Source organism: Nocardia sp. PE-7, from assembly GCF_030486425.1.
GTDB classification, from domain to species: Bacteria; Actinomycetota; Actinomycetes; order Mycobacteriales; family Mycobacteriaceae; genus Nocardia; species Nocardia salmonicida_A.
The window spans coordinates 6,251,972-6,274,110 of the sequence record NZ_CP129614.1; the positions used below are offsets into that span (position 1 = coordinate 6,251,972).

The window sequence follows — 22,139 nt, forward strand, 5'->3', positions numbered from 1 at the left end:
GGCCTCAGCTCTCCCTGCGTGGGTCGCCGGCAATGTCGCCGGACCTTCGATCGACACCGTGAAATTCGGCGTCAACGACCAACGGTCTTCGGTAGAACGAATGGGTGTGGTCTTCGAGGATGTATGCACATCCCGCATGACCGTTGACCACTGTACCTGCACCTACCCCCATCTGCCAAAACGGGTCGAAACCCTTCGATCGGGCCGAATTCATGTGTCCCAGCTCACATTTGACAGTCGAATGTGGCCGGAATCCCAAGGGAAAGGTGTTACGTGCGGTGACAGTAACCTGGTTCACTCCAATGCTATGGCAACCTCCATAGTCGCTCCACCAGTGCTGCTGGGCCGACGCCCGCAGCGATTCATCGCACTAGCCGTCATCTGCCTGGCAGAACTGCTGGTCGTACTCGACAACACCATCGTCAACGTGGCGCTGCCGTCCATCGGCGTCCAACTCGCCACCGGCGTCTCCGGCCTGCAATGGATCGTCGACGCCTACACCCTCACCTTCGCCGGACTACTCCTCGCCGCGGGCAACCTCGGCGACCGCTACGGGCGCCGTCGCATCATGATCGTCGGCCTCGTCGGCATCGCGGTGATGTCGGTCGGCGGCGCACTCGCCGATTCGATGACCCAGGTCATCGCCGCCCGCGCGGCGATGGGCGTCTTCGCCGCGGCCGTCTTCCCCGCCACCCTCGCCCTGATCATCAACATCTTCACCGACCGGCGCGAACGCGCGCTGGCCATCGCCGCCTGGACCGCGATGGCGGGCTTCGCCATCGCGATCGGCCCCATCTCCGGCGGCTGGCTGCTCGAACACTTCAGCTGGCATTCGGTGTTCTGGATCAACGTGCCGGTGGCATTGATCGCCTTGATCGCGACCCTGATCTGGGTGCCGGAATCGCGCGCGGCGCAGGTCGGCAAGATCGACCTGCTCGGCATCGGCCTCTCGATCGCGGGCATCACGCTGGTGGTGTGGGCGATCATCGAGGCACCGCACAACGGCTGGCTCTCCCTCACCACGCTCGGCACCGCCACCCTCGGCGCCACCATGCTCGCCGGCTTCGTCACCTGGGAATTGCGCACCGCCGCACCGATTCTCGATATGCGACTGTTCCGCAATCGCCGATTCTCGCTGCCCGCCTTGGCCATCGCGATCGGCTACTTCTCGATGTTCGGATTCCTGTTCCTGATCACCCAGTATTTCCAGGGCGTGCGCGAATACACCCCACTCGAATTCGGCATCGCCTCACTGCCGTTCGCCTTCTCGGTCGCGATCGGCGCACCGGTCGCGACGCTGCTCGCGCAACGGGTGGGCACCACCGCGGTTCTGGTGATCGGCCTGCTGCTCATCGGCGCCGGTCTCTACCTGGGCGGACAGGTGACCGTCGACAGTACCTACCTGGTCGGCGTGCTGCCCTCGATGGTGCTGATGGCGTTGGGTCTCGGCATCGTGCAGGGACCGGCCACCGAGTCGATCATGTCCTCGCTACCGCTGGACGAGGCGGGTGCGGGCTCGGCCGTCAACGATACGACCCGCGAGATCGGCGGGACCCTCGGCGTCGCGGTGCTCGGGTCGATCGTGGCCTCGTACTACACCAGCCGGATCGGCGCCCGCATCGACGCGATCCCGATGGGCATCATGAACGACAACGAGAAGAGCCTGGTCAAGGCAAGTCCACTCAGCGTCCTGGAACTGCGTAAACGCGAGCTCGCGCCGTTCTTCGAGACTCAACGCGAGAACTTGATCGTCGCCATGAAGGCCGCGACCCTGCAGGGCGCGCACGCGGCCTCGCTGGTCGCCACCGGCGCGGTGCTGGTGTGCGCGGTGATCGTGGCCGTCTTCCTGCCGTGGAAGCCGCAGAGCGGTGAATCGGTGCTGCTCGGCTGGCGGGACAAGACTCCCGACCAGTCCTGACAAAAGCCGCGAGGGTGGGAACGCAGTGCGTTCCCACCCTCGCGGTTGCTCTAGGAGCTAGCGGTCAGCCGAAGCTCACGCATCCTCGTCGAGGAGGTTGCGGGTGCGGTTCGGGTCCACCGGGATGCCCGGTCCGGTGTTCGTCGAAACCGTGATCTTCTTGACGTAGCGACCCTTGGCAGTCGACGGCTTCACACGCAGGATCTCGTCCAGCGCGGCGCCGTAGTTCTCCACCAGCTTGGCGTCGTCGAACGACGCCTTGCCGATGACGAAGTGCAGGTTGGCCTGCTTGTCGACGCGGAAGTTGATCTTGCCGCCCTTGATCTCGTTGACGGCCTTGGTCACATCGTTGGTGACGGTGCCCGTCTTCGGGTTCGGCATCAGACCACGCGGGCCGAGGACACGCGCGATGCGGCCGACCTTGGCCATCTGATCCGGGGTGGCGATCGCGGCGTCGAAGTCGAGCCAGCCGCCCTGAATCCGCTCGATCAGGTCTTCGGCGCCCACGGCGTCGGCGCCGGCGGCCTCGGCCTCGGAAGCCTTCTCGCCCGCGGCGAACACGATGACGCGAGCGGTCTTACCGGTGCCGTGCGGCAGGTTGACGGTGCCACGGACCATCTGGTCGGCCTTGCGGGGATCCACGCCGAGACGGACGGCGACCTCGACGGTCGCGTCGGTCTTGGTGGTCGCGGTCTCCTTCGCCAGGCGCGCGGCGGCCAGCGGGGAGTACAGGTTGTCGCGATCGACCTTCTCAGCAGCGGCGAGGTACGCCTTGCTTCGTTTTGCCATGATTTTCTGTCCTTAGAGTTTCGAGTTCAGATGTGGTTGTCGGGCCTGGCCGGCCCTCCCACATGGAGCGAGATTCGCTCAGCCTGCGGTGTCTGATCGAAGGCTTCGCTGCGCCTGCGTGGTTACGCTGCGCTGCCGCCTCCGGCGCTGACACTCAGCCTTCGACGGTGATACCCATCGAACGCGCGGTACCGGCGATGATCTTCGCGGCCTGATCGAGATCAGTGGCGTTGAGATCCTCGGCCTTGGTCTTGGCGATCTCCCGGACCTGGTCCATGGTGACCTTGGCGACCTTGGTCTTGTGCGGCTCAGCGGAGCCCTTCTGCACACCGGCGGCCTTGAGCAGCAGACGAGCGGCAGGCGGGGTCTTCAGCTTGAAGTCGAACGTCCGGTCCTCGTACACCGAGATCTCGACCGGAATGACGTTGCCACGCTGCGACTCGGTCGCGGCGTTGTACGCCTTGCAGAACTCCATGATGTTGACGCCGTGCTGACCGAGCGCGGGGCCGACCGGCGGTGCCGGGTTGGCTGCGCCGGCCTGGATCTGCAGCTTGATGATCCCGGCGAGCTTCTTCTTCTTGGGGGGCATCTTTCTTCCTTGGCTTTCTGGGGTTCGGTTCCTTACGGTTGCCGTAAGCCTCGTATCCGCGCACGACTGGGCCCCGACAGGTACTGCGGGGAAGTCAGAACACGAACCATCACACTCTACTCGACCTGACCCGCGACCCAGCAATCGGGTGCGACCAGCACAAACGCGAAACGGCACCGCCGGTCAGCGGTGCCGTTCACGAAAAGCGGTAGAACTCAGATCTTGGAAACCTGGGTGAAGTTCAGCTCGACCGGGGTCTCGCGACCGAAGATCGACACCAGCACCTTGAGCTTCTGCTGCTCGGCGTTGACCTCGGAGATCGACGCGGGCAGGGTCGCGAACGGGCCGTCCATGACGGTGACCGACTCGCCGACCTCGAAGTCGACCTCGATGGTGGGCTTGCCCGAAGCCGAGCTACCGGTATCCGAACCACCGGCGGCGGCCGCGGCGGCCTTCTTCTGCGCCTGCGCGCCGGCCGGGACCAGGAACTTCACGACCTCGTTGATGGTCAGCGGGGTCGGCTTGGCGCCGGGGCCACCGCCGGTCATGCCGACGAAACCGGTGACGCCGGGGGTGTTGCGGACCGCGCCCCACGACTCGTTGTTCAGTTCCATCCGGACCAGGATGTAGCCCGGCAACACCTTGCGGTTGACGTTCTTCTTCTGGCCGTTCTTGATCTCGGTGACCTCTTCGGTCGGCACCTCGACCTGGAAGATGTAGTCCTCGAGGCCGAGGTTCTGCACACGGGTCTCGAGGTTGGTCTTGACCTTGTTCTCGTAGCCGGCGTAGGAGTGCACGACGTACCAGTCACCGGGCACGCGGCGCAGCTTGGTCTTCATCGACTCGATCGGGTCGGCCTCGGGGTCGTCCTCGGTGGCGACTTCTTCGATCACGGTTTCGTCGACGACAGCCTCTTCGGCAGCGGCTTCGTCGGTGTCGGCGAGCTCGGCGGCCTCGACCTCGTCGGTGGCGTTTTCCGCCACGACAGTGTCGTCAACCGGGAACTCGTCGTTGGTGTCGTTCTCCGGGGTGCTCACTGAGGCACTCGCTTCCTGTGTCGTCACGTACATCCTCTGGGCCGGGTCGGGCGCGCGGAGGCAGACTCCGCCGTTCCGGCCCGCGATCGGCTACCGGCGTGGGTGTCGGCGATCAGCCGAACAGCCAGTCGACACCCTTGACGAACGCTACGTCGATCCCGGCGATGAACGCGACCATGAAGACCACGAACACCAGAACGACGGCCGTATAGGTGACCATCTGCTTCCGGTTGGGCCAGATCACCTTGCGCAGTTCCGCGATGACCTCTCGCAGGAACTTGAGCAGCCGCTTGAACGGGTTGCCCGTGCCGGCAGACTTGTCTGCCTTACGCGACGGCCGATCGAGCGTGGCCACCGATCCGTTGTCCGCTGGAGCATCCGACGCGCGCACACGACGAGCAGACCGCTTGCCACTCGGTCGAGTGGCAGCGGCGGTGTCCTCGCCGTCTTCGCGAGTATCCCGCTCGTCGCTCACGTCGATCCTCTCTCGTCGCTGGCATTCAGGGCAGGGGCGACAGGACTTGAACCTGCAACCTGCGGTTTTGGAGACCGCTGCTCTGCCAATTGAGCTACGCCCCTTCGGTTGGACCAGCCTGAGCTGTAGTGCCCAACCACATTCGATATTCGGTTGTCCCCAGTGTCACACAACACGCGCGCCGCTTCCATGAGGGGTTAACCCCTCGGGAAGATCAGCGCGCAGCACCTCATGACCCCAGAGACCCGACTATACGTCACCGCGCGCGGTTATCGCCAATCCGGGACACTCGACCAGGTCAGGACAGCTGAACGGTTGCCGTGGCGCGACCGAAGATCTTTTTGCCCGCCGATTTCGCCGTGATGGCGACCACGGCGGTGCGGGTCTGCGGGTCGACCGATTTCACCTTGCCGGTGTATTCGACCTCGGCCGGGACATCGGAACCGACATAGACCGGGCTGGTGAAGCGGACGTTGTATTCCTTCACCGCACCGGGATCGCCCAGCCACGAGGTGACGAAACCGCCGCCGAGACCCATCGTGAGCATGCCGTGCGCGACCACGTTGTCCAGGCTGACCAGCTTCACGACCTCGTCGCTCCAGTGGATGGGGTTGGCGTCGCCGGACACGCCCGCGTAGTTGACGAGGTCGCCACGGGTGAGTCGCGCCACGCGCGCGGGCAGCTCGTCGCCGACCGACACACTGTCGAAGGACAGGGCGTGCACGCTGACCGTCGGCTCCGGCTGCTTGGTGATCGGGTCGGCGGTGCTCCCGACGGAAAGCTCGGACGGTGCGTGATGGGCGGGCTCCTCTTCGCCGAGGCCGTGCATGAGCACGTTGCGCACCGCGTCCGACATCCGTGGGTCGCTGTCACCGCCGCTGCGGCCGATCAGCGTGGTGTAGGTGGTGAGCACCAACTCGTCGTCCTGGGCGGTGACGATGTTCTTGGTCACGATGATGTCGCCGCCGAAAGCCTGGCGGAAAGAATGCAGATATACATCACAGGTCAACTGGTCACCGACCCGGATCGGGCGGTGGAACTCCAGGATCTGGTCGGTCTGCATGATCTGACTCAGGTCGTACCCGGTCACGATCTGTTCGAACAGTTTGCGCTGGGCGAGGATGCCGACCAGGGAGATGAAGGTGAGCGGGGCTACCAGACCCTGGTAGCCGTACTCGCGCGCGATGTCCTCTTCCCAGTGCACCGGGTGGTAGTCCTGCACCGCACGGGCGTATTCGCGCACCTTCTCGCGGCCGACCTCGTAGTAGTCGTCGACGCGATAGTGGTGGCCGACCATCGACGCCGCATGGGCGGCGGGATCGAATTCGGCGGCTGCGGCAGGGACCGCTTCGTGAGTTCCGGTGTTCACTGTCACAACGTGGACCTTACCCACCTGTAAGACAGCACCGAAGTCGACCGGTGCAAAACGTGACCTGTCCGAGTAGTGTATCGACCCCGAACTTCGCATGAACTTACCGGGAAAAGCACAAAGGCCGGACTCTCGTCCGGCCTTCGGCAGATGCTGTTGAAAACTAGCGCGACTCGCGGTGCGCCCGGTGGGTTCCGCAGTTCGGGCAGAACTTCTTGAGCTCGAGGCGATCCGGGTCGTTACGCCGGTTCTTCTTCGTGATGTAGTTGCGGTGCTTGCACTCGTCGCAGGCCAAGGTGATCTTTGGCCGGACATCGGTGGACTTCGCGGCCACGATTTGCCTTCTTTCCGGTCTGGGCTGAGTTGAAATTGGTAGCGATGGCCGGACTTGAACCGGCGACACAACGATTATGAGTCGTTTGCTCTACCAACTGAGCTACACCGCCACGGCGGACTAATATCCCGATGATGCCGCGGTTAGCCGCTCACCACCGGCAATCCGGCGAGCCCCCTAACGGAATCGAACCGTTGACCTTTTCCTTACCATGGAAACGCTCTACCGACTGAGCTAAGGGGGCATGACAACGTGGCACAGAGTCTGTATCGGCAAGCCGATCAGCGTGACCCCGTGCTCCGGCGTCCTGAACGAGATTACACACTCGCACCCGACACCACCAAATCGGCAGCTCAAGGCCCATTTTCACGGCATCGGAACCGGTCTGGCACGTAGTTCCCAGCGAGGCTACCTCGACTGCGCGCCGGGGCGACCCCTCGAACCAAAGAACCCCGCCGATCTTCATGATCGACGGGGTTCGAGGTGGCAGATGTAGGATTCGAACCTACGTAGGCATAAGCCGACGGATTTACAGTCCGCTCCCATTGGCCGCTCGGGCAATCTGCCGTGTGCGCCGTTTCCGGTGCGCTGAGCAGCTTACAACGTACCCACCCGGACTATCAAAACGCCTGCACAGACCCCCTGCGAGCACAGGTCGGCCGCCTATGCGGGTAGAACTGTCTCGGTGGCCGGTAGAACCCCGGCCGGAGTTCGCCGGACCTTCACAGGACAGGAGCGCAGTGTGGCTGATTCGTCATTCGACGTCGTGAGCAAGGTCGATCGCCAGGAGGTCGACAACGCTCTGCATCAGGCGGAGAAGGAGCTGAACTCGCGCTACGACTTCAAAGGCACCGATGCGTCCATCGCGTGGTCGGGCGAGGAAGCCATCGTGCTGACCGCCAATGCCGAGGAGCGGGTGCAGGCGGCGCTCGACGTCTTCAAGGAGAAGCTGATCCGTCGCGATATCTCGCTCAAGGCGTTCGACGCCGGCGAGGCGCAGCCCTCGGGCAAGGTGTTCAAGATCACCGGCACGCTGGTGCAGGGTATCGACACCGAGAAAGCCAAGAAGATCTCGAAGAAGATCCGCGACGAGGGCCCCAAGGGCGTGAAAGCGCAGATCCAGGGCGAGGAGCTGCGGGTGAGCAGCAAGAAGCGTGACGATCTGCAGGAAGTGATCTCGCTGCTCAAGGGCGAGGATTTCGGCATCGCCCTGCAGTTCGTCAACTACCGATAATTCAGCGGCTGGTGCCACGGTTCGCGGCCCCCGGGCGCCGCGAACCGTGGCGGTCAGTGCTGATGGGTGTCGCCCCTGGCCAGATCTTCGAGGCGCTTGATTCGTTCGTCCATCGGGGGGTGGGTGGAGTACCAGCGGGCGACGCGGTCGCCCGCGCGGAACGGGTTGGCGATCATCAGGTGCGATTCGCTGGTGATCTTCGGGTCCGGCGGAAGCGGGGCCGCCTGCACGCCGCGTTCGATCTTGCGCAGGGCCGAGGCCAGGGCCAGCGGGTCGCCGGTGAGTTCTGCCCCGGACTGGTCGGCCTGGTATTCCCGTGATCGGGAGACCGCCATCCTGATCAGGCCCGCCGCGATCGGGCCGAGCAACGAGACCAGCAGCACACCGATGATGTTCGGGCCGTTTCCGTCTCTGTTGCCGAACGAACTCGCGAAGAACGCCATGTTCGCCAAGCCGGTGATGACCGAGGCCATCGCGCCCGCCACCGACGAGATCAGGATGTCGCGGTTGTAGACGTGGGACAGCTCGTGCCCGAGCACCGCCCGCAGTTCTCGTTCATCGAGCAGTTGCAGAATGCCGCTGGTACAGCAGACCGCGGCGTGCCGCGGATTGCGGCCGGTCGCGAACGCGTTGGGGGCGCTGGTCGGACTGATGTAGAGCCGGGGCATCGGCTGGCGCGCGGTCGTGGCGAGTTCGCGCACGATCCGGTACATGACCGGCGCCTCGAGTTCGCTCACCGGTTGCGCGTGCATCGCCTTCAACGCCAGCTTGTCGCTGTTGAAGTAGGCGTAGGCGTTCATGCCGACGGCCAGCACGATCGAGATGATGAGGATCGTCGGACTGCGGAACATCGCCCCGATGGCGACGATCAGCGCCGACATGCCAACCATCAAACCGAAGGTTTTGATCCCATTGGGCATGAAAGAGCAACGCGAATCGCGGGCCGAAAGTTCCGAGTAGAAGACGCCGCGACCTTCCGTCTCAGCCCACCCGTTCGATGGTGTAGCGGACCAGCCGGGTGAGGGCGTCGTTGGCGGGGCCTGCAGGCAGGGCCGCGAGTTCGGTGTCGGCGAGGTCGGCGTATTCAGCGAGCTTTTCCTTGGCCAGCGCCATGCCGGGTGAACGGCGCAGCAGTTCCAATGCCTCGTCGACCTCGGCATCGGTTTCCAGCGGGCGGGCCAGCAGGGTGCGCAGGCGGTCGCCGTCGGCGCTGATCTCGCGCAGGGCGTAGAGCACCGGCAGAGTGTGCACCCCTTCGCGCAGGTCGGTGCCCGGCGTCTTGCCCGACTGCTCGGCCGAGGACGAGATGTCGATGATGTCGTCGGAGATCTGGAAGGCGGTGCCGACGGCGTCGCCGAGGCGGGCCAGGCGTTCGACATGCTCGAGGCCCGCACCGGAGAAAGTGCCGCCGAAGCGGCCCGCGGCGGCGATGAGCGAGCCGGTCTTCTCCCACACCACGCGCAGGTAGTGCTCGACGGGATCCTGGGTCTGCTTGGCGCCCATGGTTTCCCGCATCTGGCCGGTGACCAGCTCGGCGAAGGTCTCGGCGATGATGCGCACCGCGTCGGGGCCGAGGGTGGAGGTCAGGCGCGAGGCGTGGGCGAACAGGTAGTCGCCTGCCAGGATCGCGATGCTGTTGCCCCACCGCGAGTTGACGCTCTCCGCACCGCGGCGCTGGGACGCCTCGTCCATGACATCGTCGTGATAGAGCGTCGCGAGGTGCACCAGTTCCACGACCGTGCCCGCGGTGATCAGCGCCGGATCGGTGGGATTGGGGCCGAGCTGGCCGGTGAGCACGGTGAACAGCGGCCGGAACCGCTTGCCGCCCGCCCTGGCCAGGTGCAGCGCGGCTTCCTGCAGGAATTCCGCGCCGTCGGAGAGTTCGTCGACGAGCAGTTTCTCGACCGCGGCCAGTCCGTCGCGCACGATGACAGCGAGTTCGGGATCGACAAGATCTACCCCGGCAACCACGGTGCTCTCGTCGCTCACAGCCGATGTGCTCATTATCTTCTCCCAGCGATGCGTCCGACCCCGACGGGTAGCAACCTAGCGTGTTCCGGCACTATGGCCGATGAACCCCGTCACACAGTGACAATTCCCGGTGTACCCGACACTCTCGCACAGCGGCCGACAGTGCCAGTATTGAGCCATGGGTTCACCGGATCTCACCCCTGCCGACCGCGCTCCCCTGCCTGCCACCGTCGAGGTACTGGTGGTCGGGGCCGGGCCCGCCGGTTCCGCGTCGGCGGCCTGGGCCGCGCGCGCCGGACGCGATGTGTTGCTGCTCGATTCGGCGGTTTTCCCGCGCGACAAGACCTGCGGTGACGGGTTGACGCCGCGCGCCACCGCCGAACTGGAGCATCTGGGTCTGGGCGAATGGTTGCGCGCGCACACGGTGAACCACGGTCTGCGGATGGCGGGGTTCGGCAAGGAATCGCTGCTGCCGTGGCCGGGCGGGTCGTTCCCTACCTACGGAAGTGCCGTTCCACGAACCGAACTCGACGACAAACTGCGCGAGACCGCGATCAAGTCCGGTGCGCGGATGGTCGACGGCGCGAAGGTCACCGAGGTTTTGCGCGAAGGCGAGCAGGTCACCGGGGTGACGGTGCGTATCGGCGAGAACACCCACACGGTGCGCTGCCGGGTGCTGGTGGTGGCCGACGGCGTGCGCTCCCCCGTCGGGAAGCAGTTGGGCCGTACCTGGCATCGCCGCTACGCCTACGGCACGGCGGCCCGCGCCTACATCAAGTCCGGCCGGAGCGACGACCAGTGGATTTCCTCGCACCTGGAACTGCGCAACGCCGCCGACGAACTGGTTCCCGGCTACGGCTGGATCTTCCCGCTCGGCAACGGTGAGGTGAACATCGGCGTCGGCTCGCTGGCCACGGAGGCCCGGCCCTCGCACGTCGCGCTCAAGCCGCTGCTCGAGCACTACACCCGGCTTCGCCGCGAGGAATGGGAACTCGAGGGCGAACTGCGCGCGGTGGCCTCGGCGCTGTTGCCGATGGGCGGTGCGGTCTCGAACGTGGCGGGTCCGAACTGGGTGCTGGTCGGTGACGCCGCCGGCTGCGTGAACCCCCTCAACGGCGAAGGCATCGACTACGGCTTGGAAGGCGGGCACATGCTCGCCGACCTGCTCGACGAGCCCGATCTGAGCCGGGCGTGGCCGCAGCTGCTGCGTGAGCACTACGGACGCACCTTCTCGGTGGCGCGCAGGCTCGCGGGCCTGGCCACCCAGCCGAGGATGGTCCCGCTCGGTGGGCCACCGGTGATGCGCTCGAAGTATCTGCAGCGCACGGCGGTTCGCGTGATGGGCAATCTGGTGACCGACGAGGACCTCGACCTCACCGCCCGCGCCTGGCGTGCGGCGGGACGAGCCTCGCTGCGCGCCGACGAACTCCCGCCGTTCAGCTGATGACCGAGTGCGGGCGAGCGTCGTGAGCGGGGCAGCACGTCGTCCGGTGCTCGCCCTGCTGCCGCATCTGCGCAAGGCTCGTGACCTGGTCGACCGGCAGTACGCCGAACCGCTCGCCCTGGACGAACTCGCCCGCGCCGCGGGTGTTTCCAAGTATCACTTCCTGCGCGCGTTCGCCGCTGTGTACGGGCGCACCCCGGCGGTGTATCTGGCCGAGCGGCGGATCGAGCGGGCGCAGGATCTGTTGCGGTCGACCAACCTGACCGTCACCGAGGTGTGCATGCTGGTCGGCTATTCGAGCCTCGGCTCGTTCAGCGCCAAGTTCCGTCAGCTGGTCGGGGTCACGCCGAGCGAGTACCAGGCGAAATTCGCCGACGGTGCGCCGCACATTCCGGGTTGCTACGTGTTCATGCACGGGCTCTCCGACCGCGTCCGCCACGACACCGCAATTTCGGAGAAGCCGGACGGCACCGCGCGGCCATAGCCTGCAATCATGACAACGATCACGAACGTTTCCCTGGTCACCGTGTACGTCACCGATCAGGATGCCGCCAAGCAGTGGTACATCGACAAGCTCGGCTTCGTCGAATCCGCGGATGTGAGCATGGGCGACAACGGGTTCCGCTGGGTCACCATCGCCCACCCCGATCATCGCGAGCTCGAGGTGACGCTGATGGTGCCGGGGCCACCGCTCACCGACGACCTCGCCGACGCGGTCCGGCGGGCACTGGCCGACGGCACCCACGGCGCCCTCGGGCTGCGCACCGCCGACTGTCAGAAGACCTACGAAGAACTCACGGCCAAGGGGGTCGAGTTCATCCAGCCGCCGTCCGAGCGCCCGTACGGCACCGAGGCGATCATCCGCGACAACTCGGGCAACTGGCTGGTCCTGGTCGAGAATCGCGGATGAGGCGAGGGTGCCGCTCGCAGGAGCGGCACCCTCTCGCAGCGGCTCAGAGCTTGGCGAACCAGTTCTCGATGAACTTGCGTTCACTGTGTAGGACGCGCTGATGCAGTTGCTCGGCCAAGGGCTCGATGGCGCCACCGACCAGGGGAACCTTGACCTTCACGGTGCCGACGACCTCGATTTCGCTGCCCTCGGCGGTGGGGCGCAGCTCATAGGTGCCCGACATCTCGGTGGTGATGCCGCTGGTGTTGCCGGTGAAACTGCCCTTGGCGGTCTCGCCCTGCAGCGGCTGCCAGTTGTCGGTGCGCACCAGCACGAGATCGCTCTTGAGCACCTTGCGCACGAGGGCGGGAACCTTGTCCTTACCTGGTGTTTCGGTCATTTGGATGGTGATCGAGTCGGGGCCGTCGGGATGGGAGAGTTCGATGGTCGCGGTCTCGGCGGCGGCGAAACGCGCCTGCCAGACAGCGTCGTCGACAAGTGCCCGGTGAAGCTCTTCGACCGGGACGGTATAGGGCACGGTGAAGCTGAATTTGCGGGACATGCCGAAAATGCTAGGCGTATTCGCTGTGCCCGGCTGCGGCAGTCCGTGGTTCTCGGTCACCACGTTCCGAAGCGGCACCAACCGCCGGGATGACAGCCGGTACTGTGTGCCGGGTGTCGGAAACCAGCCTGTCGGAGCGGCGGAACAAGCGCCTGCGACGGGTTCGGACGTGGGTGGTCGGTGCGGCTGCCGTGATCAGCGTGCTGATGGTGTTGCTGGTGCTCGCGGCCTGGCGCAACGATTTCGAGATCGAGAGCCATCGCGGCGTGACCTCCGGCGAAGTGCTTTCCGCGGGCCGGTTGCGCTCGGCGGTGACCTACGTGACGCCCGACAGCGTGACCCACAATCCGAAGGTCGGCATCCTGTATCCGACGAACCTGACCGCTGGTCAACGGATCAACGTGGAGTACAGCACGCGCGATCCCGACCTGGTCCGGGTGGCCGGGCGCGATGCGCGGGTGGCGATCATCCCGGCGGCGTCGGTGATCTTCGTGGCGTGGGCGATGGCTGTGCCGGTGCTGTGGCTCGTGCGCCGCAAGCAGCGCGAGTTGTAACTTCGCTTGCTGTTCGTCCCGGCTTCACGTCGGTGTGGGTGTGGCGCGCGGTGTGGCGGTCACCCTGGAAGAGTGCGCGTAGCCATCGTCTCGGAGTCTTTCCTGCCGAACATGAACGGCGTCGTCAACTCCGTGCTTCGGGTGCTGGACCACCTGGACCAGCACGGGCACGACGCGATGATCGTGGCGCCCGATACCCTGCGCGGCGCCCCACCGGCACCTCGTTTTCACGGCCGCTTCCCGGTGCACCGTGTGCCCGCGATGATGGTGCCCAAGGTGAGTTCTCTTCCGGTGGGTCTGCCGCAACCGGGAATCACCGCGGCCATCGCCGATTTCGATCCCGATGTGGTGCACCTGGCCTCGCCGTTCCTGCTCGGCGCGGGCGGGCTCGCCGCGGCGACGCGGTTGGATCTGCCGACCGTCGCGGTGTATCAGACCGATGTGGCGGGGTTCGCCAAGAGCTACGGCCTCGGGTTGGCCGCGCGAGCCGCGTGGGCATGGACGCGCCGGATCCACGAGGGCGCTACCCGCACGCTGGCGCCGTCGTCGGCGGCCGCGCACGACCTCGCCGAGCACGGCATCCCGCGAGTGCATCGGTGGGGCCGTGGCGTGGATATAGCCCGTTTCACCCCGGCCGCGCGCAGTGCCGAGTTGCGGGCGAGCTGGTTGGGATCGGGTGAGCGGCTCGTCGTGGGGTTCGTGGGCAGGCTCGCGCCGGAAAAGCACGTGGAGCGGCTGGCCGCGCTGGCCGGTGACCCGTCGATCCAGCTCGTTGTGGTGGGCGACGGACCCGAGCGGGCGCGCCTGCGCAGGTTGATGCCGGACGCGGTGTTCACCGGCGAGCTGGGTGGCAGCGAGCTGGCGACGCACTACGCCAGCCTGGACGTGATGGTGCATCCCGGCGAGCACGAGACGTTCTGTCAGGGCGTGCAGGAAGCGCTGTCGTCGGGTGTGCCGGTGATCGGGCCCGATGCCGGTGGGCCGCGCGACCTGATCTCCCATTGCCGCAACGGGTACCTGCTGCCGGTCGACCGATTCACGGAATTGCTGCCGAGCGCGGTGTCTGCCCTGCGTGATGCCGGGCAGCGCGGGTTGTTCGCGGCGGCGGCACGCAAGTCGGTGCTGCACCGCACCTGGCCCGCGGTCTGCACCGAGTTGATGGGCCATTACGCCGATGTCACCGGGATGCGCGCGCGATTGCCACGGTCGGCCTGAGTGGTGAAACCCACGCGCGCTATCGCGGCGAAAGAACTCTAAGCTCGGTTCGTGGCGACAACAGAGCAGCGAGAACCGATTCGGGCTTCGCTGGACAAGCAACCCCACGAGGTCGCGTCGATGTTCGACGGTGTGGCGAAGCGCTACGACCTCACCAACACGGTCATCTCCGGTGGCCAGGATCGGTACTGGCGGTGGGCGACGCGACGTGCTCTCGGGCTGCGGCCCGGCGAGCGGGTCCTCGACCTGGCCGCGGGCACGGGCGTGTCGACGGTGGAGCTCGGCAAGTCCGGCGCCTGGTGCGTGGCCGCCGACTTCTCCCAGGGCATGCTCTCGGCGGGCCGGTTCCGGCAGGTACCGATGGTGGCGGGCGATGCGATGGCCCTGCCGTTCGCCGACGATTCGTTCGACGCGGTGACCATCTCGTTCGGGCTGCGCAATGTCGCCGACATCGATGTGGCACTGCGGGAGATGCTGCGGGTGACCAAACCGGGCGGACGGGTGGTGGTCTGCGAGTTCTCCACGCCGGTGTTCGGGCCGTTCCGCACCGTGTACATGGAGTACCTGATGAGGGCGCTGCCCCGGGTGGCGCGCGCGGTGAGTTCCAACCCCGACGCGTACGTGTATCTGGCCGAGTCGATCCGCGCGTGGCCGAACCAGCGCAGGCTGGCCCGCCGGATCGCGGACGCCGGCTGGGACTCGGTGCAGTGGCGCGACCTCACCGGTGGCGTGGTGGCACTGCACCGCGGCTACAAATTGAGCTGAAACAGCCTCGACCGCCGGGGTGAGTCCCGTCACCCCGGTTCGTGCGCTGTTACCCGTCCGCTGCTCGGAATGCGCCCTGATCAGGGGTGATATCCGGGCCGATTCCTCACAGCCGGGATTTCGACTTGTGAGGTCGATTGTCACCTGGACATAACGTTCGGTAAATCGAGCGCAACGACCAATGCGGATGATCGAGTCATGACAGGCGAAGCGGATGGCCGCGGCACGGACACTGTGCGTACACAGTGCTCGTATTGCGGCGTCGGCTGCGGCATAAACGTCCAGACAAAGACTGATCAGTCTGGCGCACGCTTGATCGCGAAGGTCAGCGGCGACAAGCTGCATCCGGCGAACGCGGGCAGACTGTGCACCAAGGGCGCCACCCACGCGGAGATGATGGCCGCACCCGGCCGGATGGACACCGCCTACCGGCGCCCCGAACGCGGCCAGGTCCCGGTACCGCTGCCGGTCGACGAGGCCGTGCACGAAACCGCCACCCGTCTGCGCGCGATCCTCGACGAGCACGGCCCCGACGCGATCGCCCTCTACGTCTCCGGACAGATGTCGCTGGAAGCCCAGTACCTGGCCACCAAACTGGCCAAGGGCTACCTGCGGACGAAGCACATCGAAGCCAACTCGCGCCTGTGCATGGCCAGCGCGGGCACCGGCTACAAGCAGTCGCTCGGCGCGGACGGCCCGCCCGGTTCCTACGACGATTTCGAACACGCCGACCTGTTCCTGGTCAGCGGCGCGAACATGGCCGACTGCCACCCGATCCTGTATCTGCGCATGGCCGACCGGCTCAAGGCAGGCGCCAAGCTGATCGTGGTCGACCCACGCCGCACCGATACCGCCGCCCGCGCCGACCTGTTCCTGCAGATCGCACCGGGTACCGACCTCGCCCTGCTCAACGGACTGCTGCACCTGCTGGTCGCCGACGGCGCGATCGACACCGCGTTCATCGCCGAGCACACCGAGGGCTGGGAGGCGATGCCCGAGTTCCTCGCCGACTATCCCCCGGCCCGCGTCGCCGAGTCGACCGGCCTGGCCGAGGCCGATATCCGCACCGCGGCCACGATGATCGCCGAGGCGGGCGAGTGGATGTCGCTGTGGACGATGGGGCTCAATCAGTCCACGCACGGCACCTGGAACACCAACGCCCTGGTCAACCTGCACCTGGCGACCGGCACCATCTGCAGGCCGGGCAGTGGGCCCTTCTCGCTCACCGGCCAGCCCAACGCCATGGGCGGCCGCGAGATGGGCTACATGGGCCCCGGCCTGCCCGGCCAGCGCAGCCTGCTCTCCCCCGCCGACCGCACCTTCGTCGAAACCGCCTGGGACCTGCCCGAGGGCACCCTGCGCACCGAGTCCGGCCCCGGCACCATCGACATGTTCCGCGGACTGGCCGACGGCGAGATCAAGGCCGCGTGGATCATCTGCACCAATCCCGTTGCCACCGTGGCCAATCGCAAAACCGTGATCGCGGGTCTCGAAGCGGCCGAGTTGGTCGTGGTGCAGGATGCCTACGCCGAGACCGCGACCAATGCCTACGCCGATCTGCTGCTGCCCGCCGCGCTGTGGGCCGAAGCCGATGCGGTGATGGTGAATTCGGAGCGCAACGTCACCCTGCTGCAGCAGTCGGTCGACCCGATCGGCGACGCGCGACCGGACTGGCTGCTGATCGCGCAGGTCGCCACGGCCATGGGTTTCCCCGGCTTCGACTTCGCCTCCAGCGCCGAGGTGTTCGCCGAGCTGCGGCAGTTCACCAATCCCGCCACCGGCTACGACCTCAGCGGTATGAGCTACGAGCGTCTGGCGCAAGGCCCGATGCAGTGGCCGTGCAAGGACGCCGATACACCGCGCAACCCGATCCGCTATGTCAACGACGGCACCCATCAGCCGTTGCATGTGGCGGCCGACGGCACCACCCCGCGGCTCGCGTTCGCCACCCCGAGCAGGCGCGCGGTGTTCTTCCCTCGCCCGCATCTGCCCGCCGCCGAACTGCCCGACGACGACTATCCCTTCCTGCTGAATACCGGGCGGCTGCAACATCAGTGGCACACCATGACCAAGACGGGCAAGGTGACCAAGCTGACCAAGCTGACCGGGGGACCGTTCGTCGAAGTGCATCCCACCGATGCCGAACGACTCGATCTGCGGCCGGGCGATCAGCTCGAGATCGCATCGCGCCGGGGGCGGGCTGTGCTGCCGGTGCGCATCAGCGACCGGGTGCGACCTGGTGATTGTTTTGCTCCCTTCCACTGGAATGACGAACAGGGCGAATATCTGACGATCAACGCGGTGACCAATGACGCGGTGGATCCGGCCTCGTTGCAGCCGGAGTTCAAGGCGTGCGCGGTGGCGCTGCGCCGGGTCGGCCCCGCCGCCCCGCCCGAGCACGCGCCCGCCCAGCCCGCACAGCTGCCCGTACAACCGGCCGCGCATCCACTGGCCGGAATTCTCGGCCTCGATGCCGGCACCTCGCCCACGCTCAGCGAGACCGAGCGCATCTACCTCGGCGGCTACCTCGCCGCCCTGCAGTCGCTGCCGGTGACCGGGCAGCCGGTGCTGCCGGTGAGCGCACCGCTGTCGACACAGTCACGCCTGTGGGTCGACGGTCTGCTGGCCGGCATGTACTCCCGCAATGTCGGCGCCACCGCCGCCGAGGCGACCGACAGCCCTGTCCCCCACCCGGTCACCGTGCTGTGGGCCTCCCAGACCGGCAATGCCGAAGAACTGGCCGCCACCGTCGCGGCCCGCCTCGCGGAAGCCGACCTCTCGCCGTCGTTGCTCGATATGGATTCGTGCGAGCTGACCTCGATCACCGGTGACGTCCTCATCATCACCAGCACGTTCGGTGACGGTGGGCCGCCGGACAACGGCGCCGACTTCTGGACCAGGCTCGAAGACAGCATCATTCGCCTCAACGGCGTTCGCTACGCGGTGTTCGCGCTGGGCGACTCCTCTTATGACGATTTCTGTGGCCACGGCCGCAAGCTCGACACGCTGTTCGCCGAGCGTGGCGCGAAGCGGCTGCTGCCCAGGGTGGACAGCGAACCGGATTTCGCCGATGTCGCCGATCAGTGGCTCGATGATGTCCTGGTCGCGATCATCAGCGGTCCATCCGACGACGGTGGTCCCACCGGCGGCTCTACACGAGGACGCGACGGTTCGCTCATCGGCGCAACCAATGGGCGAGCCCCCCTCGGCGCCAACAGTGCTGCTCCCCAAGCGCATTCGACCCCCCTGATGCCGTCATCAGCCGGCCGCGGTGGCGCGACCGTGCTCGACCGGCAGCTCGCGCCGGCCTCCTCCCGGACGCAGCGCGCCACCGCCGCTCCGTTCACCCGCCAGTCCCCCGTCCGCGCCACCCTGATGCGCAACGAGATCCTGAGCGCGCCCGGTTCACCGAAAGAGGTGCGACGCTTCGGTTTCGACCTCCACGACCTCGACGCCGGGTACGAGGTGGGCGATTCGCTGGGTGTGCTGCCCGCCAACTGCCCCGATCTGGTCGACGAATGGCTCGCCTGCACCGGGCTCGACGGTCGGCGCACGATCGAAGTCGACGACCGCGAACTCACACTCACCGATGCCCTGCGCACGCACTACGACATCACCAAGGTGAGTCAGGACCTGCTCGGCTTCATCGGCGAGCGCAACCCCCACCCGCAGCTGGCCAAGCTGCTGCGCCGCGACAACCGCAACGAGCTCGCCTCGTACCTGTGGGACCGCCAGGCCGTCGATGTGCTGCGCGACTTCCCGGTGCGGACCGATCTCGTCGACTGGCTGGGAGCACTGAAAAAGCTGCAGCCCCGGCAGTATTCGATCTCTTCGAGCCCCTTGACCACCCCGGACGAGGTGCAGCTGACGGTAGGCGTGGTCCGCTACGGCGATCCGGTGGGCACCTCGGCGCGGCGCGGTGGGGTGTGCTCGACGTTCCTGGCCGACCGTGGCACCACCGAGGTCCCGATCTTTCTGCAGCGGGCACCGCATTTCCGTCCGCCGCTGGATCCGAATGCCCCGATGATCATGGTGGGGCCGGGAACCGGCATCGCTCCTTTCCGCGGATTCCTGCACGAGCGGCGAGCCATCGGCGCGACCGGCCGCAACTGGTTGTTCTTCGGCGACCAGCACGCCGCCCAGAACTTCTACTACCGCGCCGAGCTCGAGGACATGTTCCGCTCCGGCTTCCTCACCCGCCTGGACTTGGCCTTCTCTCGCGATCAGCGCGAGCGGGTCTATGTCCAGCACCGGATGATCGAGCACGGCGCCGAGCTGTGGTCGTGGCTGCGCGACGGCGGCCACTTCTACGTCTGCGGTGACGCCGCCCGGATGGCCAAGGATGTCGACGACACCCTGCTGCGGATCGCCCAGATCCACGGAAAGCTGGACGAGGCGGGTGCGCTGGCCTTCAAGAAGCAGCTCGTGGCCGAGAAGCGGTACGTGCGCGACGTGTACTGACCTGCCCGATCAGGCCGCGCGGATCGCGGGCGGGTTGAGTCGGGTGAAGTCGGGCAGCCGGTGGTACGGGTAGTAGGGGTACGGCGGCGTGGTCGCGCTCGCGGCGTCGAGGGCGGCCAGGTGTTCGGGATCGAGCCGCCAGCCGACCGCCCCGAGGTTCTGACGTAACTGTTCCTCGTTGCGGGCGCCGATCAACACGGAGGCGACGGTCGGCCGAGTGAGCAGCCAGTTCAGGGAGATCTGCGGAACGCTGCGACCAGTTTCAGCGGCGATGCGATCGAGCACATCGACGACGTCGTAGAGTCGTTCATCGTCGACGGGCGGGCCCGCCTGGGCCGTCTCGTGCAGCCGACTACCTGCCGGAAGCGGTTGTCCACGACGGACTTTGCCGGTGAGCCTGCCCCAGCCGAGCGGGCTCCAGATGATGGAGCCGACGCCCTGGTCGGCACCGAGCGACATCAGTTCCCATTCGTAGTCGCGACCCACCAGCGAGTAGTAGACCTGGTGCGCCACCGGCTTTTCCAGGCCGAGCGCCTCCGCGGTGGCCAGCGTTTTCATCAACTCCCAGCCGGCGAAGTTGGAGACGCCGAGGTAGCGGATCTTGCCCGCGCGCACGAGATCGTCGAGAGCCGTGAGGGTTTCCGCCAGCGGGGTGCCCGCATCGAAGGCGTGCAGCTGGAACAGATCGAGGTAATCGGTGCCGAGGCGGCGCAGCGAGGCGTCGACGGCACGGATCAGCCTGGCACGGCTCGAGCCCGCCTCGTGCGGGCCCGGACCGGTGGGCAACGCCGATTTCGTCGACAGCAGCACCTGCTCGCGCCTGCCCTTGATCGCCGCGCCGAGGACTTCCTCCGACGCGCCGTCGGAATACACATCGGCCGTGTCGAACAGGGTGACACCGGCCTCCAGGCTGATGTCGATCAAGCGCCTGGCCTGCGCGGCATCGGTATCGCCCCATGCGCTGAACAGCGCACCGCGCCCGCCGAAGGTACCCGCGCCGAAGCCGAGCGCCGGAACGAGAAGACCAGATGCGCCGAGCCGCCGGTATTCCATGAGAGCTCCTAAAGGGTCTATGGTTTCGTTAACAGGACCGACAGTACACCCGCTGCGCGCTAAATGAAACAGGAGTTCCGTTATGGATCACGACATCGCTTGGCCGGGCTCCGTTCGGCCTGGTGGACGCACTGCTCGCGTGCGCGAGTCCGTGCTGGAAGTGGCCGGTGATCTGCTCGCGGACCGCGGCTTCGCGCATCTCGATCTGACCGAGGTCGCCACCGGTGCCGGGGTCGGCAAAACCACCGTCTACCGCCGCTGGCGCACCCCCGCGGGCTTGGTCGCCGACCTGCTCGTCGAGATGGCGGAGCAGTCGTTGCCTCGCGCCGACACCGGCTCACTGCTCGACGACCTCACAGCCAACGCCCGGCTGGTCGCGAAAACCCTCGCCGACGGCCGCCAGAGCAACCTCTTCCGCGCCGTTATCGCCGCCGCCACCTGCGACGATGCCACCGCCGCCGCGCTGCACACCTTCTACGACACCCGCCTCAACGAGTGGGCGCCATGTGTCGAAGCCGCCGTCCTCCGGGGCGAAGCGCCCGTCGGCACCGACCCGCGCGCCGTGCTCTCCGCCGTCTCCGCGCCGCTCTACTACCGATTACTGGCCAGCGGCGATCCCATCGACGACGACATCGCCGACCGGTCGGCCAAGGCCGCCACCATCGCCACCGCCGCGGGAACGTTCGTCGTCACGCCCGACGATGTCAGCGCCTGACTCCCGACAAGTTCGCCAACGAGGCCACGTTCAGCGCCGCAAGATATCGAGGTCCGTGTCACGATGCGACGGCGGGACGCCAGGCGGGATCACGGCCGGTGAGACCGAGCAGTCGATCGAATGCCGGTGCGTCGGCCGGGATCTCGACGATCGGGCCGAACAAGCCGGGTGTGCCCGCGGGGTCGGTTTCGCGCAGGAACTCGTGCAGGATCGCCAGGTCCACCGGGGTAACGGTCAAATCCTGTCCCGTCGCGACGGCGAGATCCCACGCGTGGATGGTGATCTCGTCGAGCGCGACGATCGCCATCACCGAGGCAGGCAACTCGACCCCACCGGCCTCGGTATCACCGTCCCATGCCTGCGCCACCCGCCACGCCGACGTCAGCGTCTCGAGCTGCGCGGGGATGCGGGTGCGCCAGTCATCGGGCAGCGGGCTCTCGGAGCCGGCGGGCGGCGGCACGGACCGGCCGACCGATTCCTTGGTCGCGGCCTGCCGGAAGGCCTCGGTGAGCCCGACCACGTGCGCGAGCAGGTCACGCACCGTCGCCTCGGCACACGGCGTCGGGTCGGCGAGCTGGTCGCCGGTGATGCCGTCGACAACCGCGGCGAGCGATCGAGCGGCGGGTTCGAAATCGAACTGCGGTTCCATGAGTACTCCTCGTCGATGACTTCGCGGCTGCACTCATGCAGACGAACCCATCGCCCCGAAGTCATCGGTGCGGCTTGCCCCGCGCACCGGATCGGCGCACCCTGGACAGCGCAGGA

The 22,139-nt window shown here is 66.7% G+C and carries 21 protein-coding genes and 4 tRNA genes; 10 read left to right on the forward strand and 15 right to left on the reverse strand.

Features of this window, described 5'->3' with window-relative positions; translation table 11 throughout:
- The first annotated feature begins 307 nt into the window (after positions 1–307).
- Positions 308–1,918, forward strand: a complete 1,611-nt coding sequence (locus QX204_RS29160) for an MFS transporter (RefSeq protein ID WP_301903704.1) — start codon at positions 308–310, stop codon at positions 1,916–1,918.
- 75 nt (positions 1,919–1,993) lie between these two features.
- On the opposite strand, the gene rplA is transcribed toward QX204_RS29160, so the two are convergent.
- The 10 genes from rplA to QX204_RS29210 all read right to left on the reverse strand — a co-directional run bounded on the left by rplA (position 1,994) and on the right by QX204_RS29210 (position 7,078).
- On the reverse strand, positions 1,994–2,707 hold the full coding sequence (gene rplA, locus QX204_RS29165; protein ID WP_301903705.1) for a 50S ribosomal protein L1: 714 nt from the start codon (positions 2,705–2,707) through the stop codon (positions 1,994–1,996).
- Positions 2,708–2,861: 154 nt separating this feature from the next.
- Positions 2,862–3,296 carry a 50S ribosomal protein L11 gene (rplK, locus tag QX204_RS29170; protein ID WP_019049397.1) on the reverse strand — a complete coding sequence of 145 codons (435 nt, stop codon included), beginning with the start codon at positions 3,294–3,296 and terminating at the stop codon, positions 2,862–2,864.
- A 215-nt stretch (positions 3,297–3,511) separates the two neighbouring features.
- Complete coding sequence (gene nusG, locus QX204_RS29175; RefSeq protein WP_301908141.1) at positions 3,512–4,333, reverse strand: transcription termination/antitermination protein NusG; 822 nt, start codon at positions 4,331–4,333, stop codon at positions 3,512–3,514.
- Between the two features lie 112 nt (positions 4,334–4,445).
- Entirely contained in the window at positions 4,446–4,808 is a 363-nt protein-coding gene (gene secE / locus QX204_RS29180; protein WP_301903706.1) for a preprotein translocase subunit SecE, read from the reverse strand.
- A gap of 31 nt (positions 4,809–4,839) precedes the next feature.
- Positions 4,840–4,912 (reverse strand) — tRNA-Trp (locus tag QX204_RS29185).
- A 194-nt stretch (positions 4,913–5,106) separates the two neighbouring features.
- Positions 5,107–6,177, reverse strand: coding sequence for a fused (3R)-hydroxyacyl-ACP dehydratase subunits HadA/HadB (locus tag QX204_RS29190; protein ID WP_301908142.1), 1,071 nt, complete (start codon positions 6,175–6,177; stop codon positions 5,107–5,109).
- A 163-nt stretch (positions 6,178–6,340) separates the two neighbouring features.
- Positions 6,341–6,511, reverse strand: coding sequence for a 50S ribosomal protein L33 (gene rpmG / locus QX204_RS29195; RefSeq protein ID WP_056814348.1), 171 nt, complete (start codon positions 6,509–6,511; stop codon positions 6,341–6,343).
- Between the two features lie 36 nt (positions 6,512–6,547).
- Positions 6,548–6,623: transfer RNA gene (locus QX204_RS29200), tRNA-Met, on the reverse strand.
- A gap of 59 nt (positions 6,624–6,682) precedes the next feature.
- Positions 6,683–6,755 (reverse strand) — tRNA-Thr (locus QX204_RS29205).
- Positions 6,756–6,995: 240 nt separating this feature from the next.
- Positions 6,996–7,078, reverse strand: a tRNA-Tyr gene (locus QX204_RS29210).
- Positions 7,079–7,253: 175 nt separating this feature from the next.
- Here QX204_RS29210 and QX204_RS29215 point away from each other — a divergent pair.
- Positions 7,254–7,745 carry a YajQ family cyclic di-GMP-binding protein gene (locus tag QX204_RS29215; protein WP_056814350.1) on the forward strand — a complete coding sequence of 164 codons (492 nt, stop codon included), beginning with the start codon at positions 7,254–7,256 and terminating at the stop codon, positions 7,743–7,745.
- Positions 7,746–7,798: 53 nt separating this feature from the next.
- Here the strand turns inward: QX204_RS29215 and htpX are convergent, their stop codons facing one another.
- On the reverse strand, positions 7,799–8,665 hold the full coding sequence (gene htpX / locus QX204_RS29220; RefSeq protein ID WP_301903707.1) for a zinc metalloprotease HtpX: 867 nt from the start codon (positions 8,663–8,665) through the stop codon (positions 7,799–7,801).
- A gap of 61 nt (positions 8,666–8,726) precedes the next feature.
- Positions 8,727–9,749, reverse strand: coding sequence for a polyprenyl synthetase family protein (locus QX204_RS29225; RefSeq protein WP_301903708.1), 1,023 nt, complete (start codon positions 9,747–9,749; stop codon positions 8,727–8,729).
- 145 nt (positions 9,750–9,894) lie between these two features.
- Here QX204_RS29225 and QX204_RS29230 point away from each other — a divergent pair, with 145 nt between their 5' ends.
- Genes QX204_RS29230 through QX204_RS29240 form a run of 3 tightly spaced genes read left to right on the forward strand, consistent with a single transcriptional unit; the run spans position 9,895 to position 12,070 of the window.
- Positions 9,895–11,160, forward strand: a complete 1,266-nt coding sequence (locus QX204_RS29230) for a geranylgeranyl reductase family protein (protein WP_301903709.1) — start codon at positions 9,895–9,897, stop codon at positions 11,158–11,160.
- A gap of 22 nt (positions 11,161–11,182) precedes the next feature.
- The gene (locus QX204_RS29235) at positions 11,183–11,644 is read left to right on the forward strand and encodes a helix-turn-helix transcriptional regulator (protein ID WP_301903710.1); all 462 of its coding nucleotides are present in this window, start codon (positions 11,183–11,185) and stop codon (positions 11,642–11,644) included.
- 9 nt (positions 11,645–11,653) lie between these two features.
- On the forward strand, positions 11,654–12,070 hold the full coding sequence (locus QX204_RS29240) for a VOC family protein (protein ID WP_301903711.1): 417 nt from the start codon (positions 11,654–11,656) through the stop codon (positions 12,068–12,070).
- 43 nt (positions 12,071–12,113) lie between these two features.
- Here QX204_RS29240 and QX204_RS29245 read toward each other — a convergent pair whose 3' ends face one another.
- Positions 12,114–12,611, reverse strand: coding sequence for a DUF2505 domain-containing protein (locus QX204_RS29245; RefSeq protein ID WP_301903712.1), 498 nt, complete (start codon positions 12,609–12,611; stop codon positions 12,114–12,116).
- A gap of 113 nt (positions 12,612–12,724) precedes the next feature.
- Between QX204_RS29245 and QX204_RS29250 the strand changes: the two genes are divergently transcribed.
- The 4 genes from QX204_RS29250 to QX204_RS29265 all read left to right on the forward strand — a co-directional run bounded on the left by QX204_RS29250 (position 12,725) and on the right by QX204_RS29265 (position 19,606).
- Positions 12,725–13,165 (forward strand): DUF3592 domain-containing protein, encoded by a 441-nt coding sequence (locus tag QX204_RS29250; RefSeq protein ID WP_301903713.1) that lies wholly within the window; start codon positions 12,725–12,727, stop codon positions 13,163–13,165.
- A gap of 72 nt (positions 13,166–13,237) precedes the next feature.
- Entirely contained in the window at positions 13,238–14,380 is a 1,143-nt protein-coding gene (locus QX204_RS29255) for a glycosyltransferase family 4 protein (RefSeq protein ID WP_301903714.1), read from the forward strand.
- 120 nt (positions 14,381–14,500) lie between these two features.
- A complete protein-coding gene (locus tag QX204_RS29260; protein WP_235569501.1) occupies positions 14,501–15,145 on the forward strand; it encodes a demethylmenaquinone methyltransferase in 645 nt (214 codons plus the stop codon).
- Positions 15,146–15,343: 198 nt separating this feature from the next.
- The gene (locus QX204_RS29265; RefSeq protein ID WP_301903715.1) at positions 15,344–19,606 is read left to right on the forward strand and encodes a bifunctional nitrate reductase/sulfite reductase flavoprotein subunit alpha; all 4,263 of its coding nucleotides are present in this window, start codon (positions 15,344–15,346) and stop codon (positions 19,604–19,606) included.
- A gap of 9 nt (positions 19,607–19,615) precedes the next feature.
- On the opposite strand, the gene QX204_RS29270 is transcribed toward QX204_RS29265, so the two are convergent.
- Positions 19,616–20,659: an aldo/keto reductase gene (locus QX204_RS29270; RefSeq protein ID WP_301903716.1), complete on the reverse strand. Its 1,044-nt coding sequence runs from the start codon at positions 20,657–20,659 to the stop codon at positions 19,616–19,618.
- A gap of 139 nt (positions 20,660–20,798) precedes the next feature.
- Here QX204_RS29270 and QX204_RS29275 point away from each other — a divergent pair, with 139 nt between their 5' ends.
- The gene (locus QX204_RS29275; protein WP_301903717.1) at positions 20,799–21,374 is read left to right on the forward strand and encodes a TetR/AcrR family transcriptional regulator; all 576 of its coding nucleotides are present in this window, start codon (positions 20,799–20,801) and stop codon (positions 21,372–21,374) included.
- A 58-nt stretch (positions 21,375–21,432) separates the two neighbouring features.
- On the opposite strand, the gene QX204_RS29280 is transcribed toward QX204_RS29275, so the two are convergent.
- Positions 21,433–22,023, reverse strand: a complete 591-nt coding sequence (locus tag QX204_RS29280) for a TIGR03086 family metal-binding protein (protein WP_301903718.1) — start codon at positions 22,021–22,023, stop codon at positions 21,433–21,435.
- Between the last annotated feature and the right edge of the window lie 116 nt (positions 22,024–22,139).

Coding starts and splice junctions, on each gene's coding strand:
- QX204_RS29160 (WP_301903704.1), top strand. CDS start 308: ATGGCAACCTCCATAGTCGCTCCACCAGTGCTGCTGGGCCGACGCCCG.
- rplA (WP_301903705.1), bottom strand. CDS start 2,707: ATGGCAAAACGAAGCAAGGCGTACCTCGCCGCTGCTGAGAAGGTCGAT.
- rplK (WP_019049397.1), bottom strand. CDS start 3,296: ATGCCCCCCAAGAAGAAGAAGCTCGCCGGGATCATCAAGCTGCAGATC.
- htpX (WP_301903707.1), bottom strand. CDS start 8,665: ATGCCCAATGGGATCAAAACCTTCGGTTTGATGGTTGGCATGTCGGCG.
- QX204_RS29225 (WP_301903708.1), bottom strand. CDS start 9,749: ATGAGCACATCGGCTGTGAGCGACGAGAGCACCGTGGTTGCCGGGGTA.
- QX204_RS29230 (WP_301903709.1), top strand. CDS start 9,895: ATGGGTTCACCGGATCTCACCCCTGCCGACCGCGCTCCCCTGCCTGCC.
- QX204_RS29240 (WP_301903711.1), top strand. CDS start 11,654: ATGACAACGATCACGAACGTTTCCCTGGTCACCGTGTACGTCACCGAT.
- QX204_RS29245 (WP_301903712.1), bottom strand. CDS start 12,611: ATGTCCCGCAAATTCAGCTTCACCGTGCCCTATACCGTCCCGGTCGAA.
- QX204_RS29260 (WP_235569501.1), top strand. CDS start 14,501: ATGTTCGACGGTGTGGCGAAGCGCTACGACCTCACCAACACGGTCATC.
- QX204_RS29265 (WP_301903715.1), top strand. CDS start 15,344: ATGACAGGCGAAGCGGATGGCCGCGGCACGGACACTGTGCGTACACAG.
- QX204_RS29270 (WP_301903716.1), bottom strand. CDS start 20,659: ATGGAATACCGGCGGCTCGGCGCATCTGGTCTTCTCGTTCCGGCGCTC.
- QX204_RS29280 (WP_301903718.1), bottom strand. CDS start 22,023: ATGGAACCGCAGTTCGATTTCGAACCCGCCGCTCGATCGCTCGCCGCG.